This is a genomic window from Corallococcus exercitus, from assembly GCF_003611585.1.
Taxonomy (GTDB): domain Bacteria; phylum Myxococcota; class Myxococcia; order Myxococcales; family Myxococcaceae; genus Corallococcus; species Corallococcus exercitus.
The window spans coordinates 1-4,235 of record NZ_RAVW01000605.1 but is presented as its reverse complement, the minus strand read 5'-3'; the positions used below and the strand labels follow the sequence as shown (position 1 = coordinate 4,235).

The following is a 4,235-nucleotide window of genomic DNA, read 5'->3' as shown; positions in this document are numbered from 1 at the left end:
CCCCCCACGCCCCAACCCTAAGGAGGACCGCGGCCCCCTGGAGCGACGCGCATGGCCATCATCCTCTTCATCATCATCGGCTGGGTCACCGGCCTGTTCGCACGGGTCGTCCTGCCGGGCCTGAGGCGGATGGGGCTCATCTCCATGCTCCTGGTCAGCATGGTGGGCGCCATCGTGGGGGGCATGTTCGCGGCGACCTTCAACATGGCCGGCCCCCTGTTCGTGCCCCGCCCGCACAACATCGCGGGGGCCGTGGTGGGGGCCGTCATCGCCGTCAGCGTCGTGTACGTCGTCCAGCGGCGCCAGGTCCACGACTGACCTTCACGTCGCGTTCCCCGTCCTCCGGGAGCATCCGGGGGACGGAGCGCCCTCCCGCGTTCCAGCACCGTCGCCCGGTGGCTCCCAGGCTGCCGGGCGGTTGTTCATCACCGCGGGAAGCCGCCGCGCGCCACCTCCATCCTGGGGGGTGGAAGCACGGCATCCGGGCGCGGACAGGCCCGGCGGCAGCGCCCACCGCCACTCCTTGAAGGCCGGGAGGCCGCGGTCCTCCAGAAGGCGCGACGCAAGGCGCCATTCCGGGAGGGCCGCGCGAAGAAATTCGACGGCCCGAGAATATCCAACGCGCTCGCCGTAAACGTGGCGGCTGGCGCCAGAAGCCAGCCCCTGACTCCTCCGAGGGGGAAGTATGTCCACGTTTCACAAGAGCCTGCTGACGGCCTCCATGGCTCTCGTCGGTCTGAACGGGTGTGTCTACGGTTACATCTACGATGCGGCGTCCGGCAGTGCCGTGCAGGACGTGACGGTGACCGTCGCCTCCGGCATCTGCTCCGGCAATGGCTGCGGGACCAACCCCACGTTCCAGAAGACGGACTCGTCCGGCCTCTACGTCTTCGACGCGTACGGCAACCACAACGGCGAGGACCACATCCAGATCATCCTGCCGGCCTCCGGCGAGGAGGCCCTGCGGCTCGTCTACTCGCGCACCGGCTACCGCTCCGTCACCGTCTACCACCGGCCCAAGTACGAGACGGTGACGCAGGACGGGAACAGCTATGACATCTCCGCCGTGCAGCCCGTGTACCTGTGCGCGCTCTTCGCCACGGACACCGACGGCGACGGCGTCTGTGACGCGGCCGAGTCCCGCTACGGCACCAACCCCAACAGCACCGACACGGACGGCGACCGCATCAGCGACTTCGCGGAGCTGTACGGCTACGGCGGCGTGGACCTGCACTACTGGGGCGCGGATCCGCGCAAGAAGGACGTCTTCGTGGAGGTGGACTACTACGCGGACCGCAAGCCCACGCAGGCGGCGCTGGACCGCGTGACGACGGCGTTCGCCAACGCGCCCGTCTCCAACCCCAACGGCTCCACGGGCATCGCGCTGCACCTGGTGCTGGACTCGCAGATCGCCGCCGCGGACACCATCTCCAACCTGGACACCGGTTGGGTGGGCGTCGACACCCTCAAGAGCAAGTACTTCGCGTCGCGCCGGGCGCCCTTCTTCCACTACGCCCTGTTCGCGAACACGTACGGCACGACGACCTCCAGCGGCCTGTCGCGCGGCATCCCCGCGCATGACCTCATCGTGACGCTGGGCGGCTGGTCCACGCCGGGCGGCACGGAGCTGCAGCAGGCCGGCACGCTCATGCACGAGCTGGGACACAACATCGGCCTGCGCCACGGCGGCACCGACGACGCCAACTACAAGGCCAACTACCTGAGCGTGATGAACTACGAGTACCAGACGTTCGGCCTGCGCATCGACGGCGTGGACAACGTGCTGGACTACTCGCGCGTCCGCGTCGCCTCCGTCAGCGAGGGCTCCCTCAACGAGGCCGCCGCCTTCGCGCCCGTCTTCCCCACCACGGAGGCGGACCTGGCCCACATCGGCGTGCGCATCAAGGGCGTGCAGGTCGCGGGCACCGCCAGCGCCAACCTGGACATCAACAACGACGGCGTCATCCAGACCACGTCCTACGCCCGGGACCTCAACCGCGACCTCGACACCGTGGACCTGTTCCCGGCGGCGCAGAATGACTGGCTGGCCCTGGTGTACGACGGCGCCAACCAGATTGGCGACGGCTGGCTGGGCACGACGCAGGGTCTGAGCCGCCAGCAGCCCTTCTTCGTCGTCCCGGAGAAGACCGACACCTGCCTCACGGAGCAGATGCTCCTCAAGCGGTAGTCCAAGGCCCTCCACCCTGGAAGGTCCCCCCGCCGGGTTCCTCTTCACGAGGGACCCGGCGGTCGTTCATCCAGCCCCCGCCCGCGTAGACTCCGGCGCATGCCGCATGTCGCACTCGTGGGATACGGACGTTTTGGACGCGCGCTGGGAACGCTGCTGGAGGCGGTGGGCGTGGAGCACCGCGCCCTGGACCCGGTGGCGGACATCCCGGAGCCGCTTCGCGCGCGCTCGGTCCCGGAGCTGCTGGAGGGCGCGGAGCTGGTGGTGGTGGCGGTGCCGGTGCCCCAGATGGGGGACGTGCTGCGCGCCCTCCAGCCCCACCTGCGGCCGGAGCACCTGGTGCTGGACGTGGGCAGCGTGAAGGTGAAGCCCGTGGAGGCGCTGACGGAGGTGCTGGGCGCGCGGGTGCCCTGGGTGGGGACGCATCCGCTCTTCGGCCCCTTGAGCCTGGCGATGGCCGAGCGCCCCATGCGCGTCGTGCTCTGCCCCAACCCGCTGCATCCGGAAGCGGCCCCGCGCGCCGGGCGCTTCTACGAGGGGCTGGGCTGCGAGGTGATTGAGCAAACCCCGGAGGGCCATGACCGGGTGATGGCGCGCACGCACGCCCTCACGTTCTTCGTGGCCAAGGGGATGGTGGACTCGGGCGCGGCGGCGGACGTGCCCTTCGCGCCGGCCAGCTTCCAGGCGCTGTCGCGCACCATCGAGACCGTGCGCGCGGACGCGGGCCACCTCTTCAATGCCATCCAGCAGGAGAACCCCTTCGCCACGGAGGCGCGCGGGCGGCTGCTCGCGGCGCTCCAGGCCATCCACCGCGACCTGCAAGCCGCTCCGGAAGAGGCCCCATCGCGGAACGTCGCGGGCGTCGCCGTGCCCGGACTGGAACCGGCGGCTCCAGCGCCCCGGGAGCCGCGCGAGCACATCGATGCGCTCGACCGGGAGCTGGTGGAGCTGCTCGCCCGCCGCGAGGAGCTGGCCCGCCGGCAGCGCCGCGCGCAGGCGTCCGGGAACGAGCCCGCGCGCACGGAGGCGCTGCTCGCCGTACGCCGCGCGTGGGCCCGGGAGCTGGGCGTCGACGCGCAGGAGGTGGAGGCCGTCTTCCGCGCCGTGCTGGGCAGCGGCCTGCGCTGACCGGGGCGCTAGAGGTACTCGTCCAGCCAGTCGAACATCCGGTGATTGGCGACGGCCTGCGCGCCCTCCTGGCAGTGCAGCAGCCCGGTGTCCCCGGCGGTGAAGAGCATGTAGTCCTTCGGGCACTCCAGCGCGTCGAAGAGCAGCCGGGCCTGGCCCTGTGAGAACGCCTCGCCGGTGCCGTCCATCACCAGCGTGCGGCAGCGGATGCGGTGGACGACGGGCGTGTTGTCGTACCGGCGCAGCTCGAAGAGCAGGGCCGACGGCGTGTTGACGCCGTGCTTGAACATCGCGTCCTTCATGTACCAGCGATACAGGAACACCTGCTCCATCAGCTGGGCCATGGCCGCGTCGAAGGCCCGGGGGTCGCTGTCGAGCAGCGGCATCACTTCCGGGAAGTAGGTGTTGAACTGCTCGAAGGACGCCGCGCCCCAGTCGAGGACGCCGGGGTTGGGGATGAGGATCTTGATGCGCCGCTCGAACGCGGCGGCGCGCGGCACCAGGGCGCCGCCCATGCTCCACCCCAGGAGCGCGATGCGCCGCGAGTCCACGCCCGCGATGCACAGGGCGAAGTCCACCACCGGCCGGATGACGTGCTCCCAGTCATGGCGGAAGGGCAGCCCCTGCTCGCGGATGGCCATGCCCTGGCCGGGCGCGTGCACGATGAGGCAGTGGTAGCCCCGCGCGAGCGCCGCGTCGATGACGTACTTGGACTCCTCCGGCCACGCGTCGCGGCCCTGCTGGAAGATGAGCAGCGGCGCGATGCTCCGGGCGCTCGGGGCGCGGAAGAAGTAGCCGGGCAGCGTGGTGCCCTCGTACGGGATGCGCACGGGCGTGCCCGGGAGCTTCAGCAGCGGGAGCGCCTTGTTGTAGGCGTCCACCGCCTTGCGCCCGGTGGCGACCACGCTCGGGTGGGTGG

General features: G+C 70.6%; 4 protein-coding genes. 3 read left to right on the top strand and 1 reads right to left on the bottom strand.

Features of this window, described 5'->3' with window-relative positions:
- The first annotated feature begins 51 nt into the window (after positions 1-51).
- From D7W79_RS39470 to D7W79_RS39460, 3 genes are all read left to right on the top strand, one after another.
- Positions 52-318 (top strand): GlsB/YeaQ/YmgE family stress response membrane protein, encoded by a 267-nt coding sequence (locus tag D7W79_RS39470; RefSeq protein ID WP_120530377.1) that lies wholly within the window; start codon positions 52-54, stop codon positions 316-318.
- 367 nt (positions 319-685) lie between these two features.
- Entirely contained in the window at positions 686-2,188 is a 1,503-nt protein-coding gene (locus D7W79_RS39465) for a hypothetical protein (RefSeq protein ID WP_120530376.1), read from the top strand.
- Positions 2,189-2,287: 99 nt separating this feature from the next.
- Positions 2,288-3,316: a prephenate dehydrogenase/arogenate dehydrogenase family protein gene (locus D7W79_RS39460; protein ID WP_120530375.1), complete on the top strand. Its 1,029-nt coding sequence runs from the start codon at positions 2,288-2,290 to the stop codon at positions 3,314-3,316.
- An 8-nt stretch (positions 3,317-3,324) separates the two neighbouring features.
- Here D7W79_RS39460 and D7W79_RS39455 read toward each other — a convergent pair.
- Positions 3,325-4,235 (bottom strand): alpha/beta hydrolase family protein (locus tag D7W79_RS39455; protein WP_120530374.1); only part of this gene is annotated, 911 nt, incomplete at its 5' end.

Excerpts from the sequence above, each read along its gene's own strand:
- D7W79_RS39470 (WP_120530377.1), top strand. The coding sequence starts at position 52 with ATGGCCATCATCCTCTTCATCATCATCGGCTGGGTCACCGGCCTGTTC.
- D7W79_RS39465 (WP_120530376.1), top strand. The coding sequence starts at position 686 with ATGTCCACGTTTCACAAGAGCCTGCTGACGGCCTCCATGGCTCTCGTC.
- D7W79_RS39460 (WP_120530375.1), top strand. The coding sequence starts at position 2,288 with ATGCCGCATGTCGCACTCGTGGGATACGGACGTTTTGGACGCGCGCTG.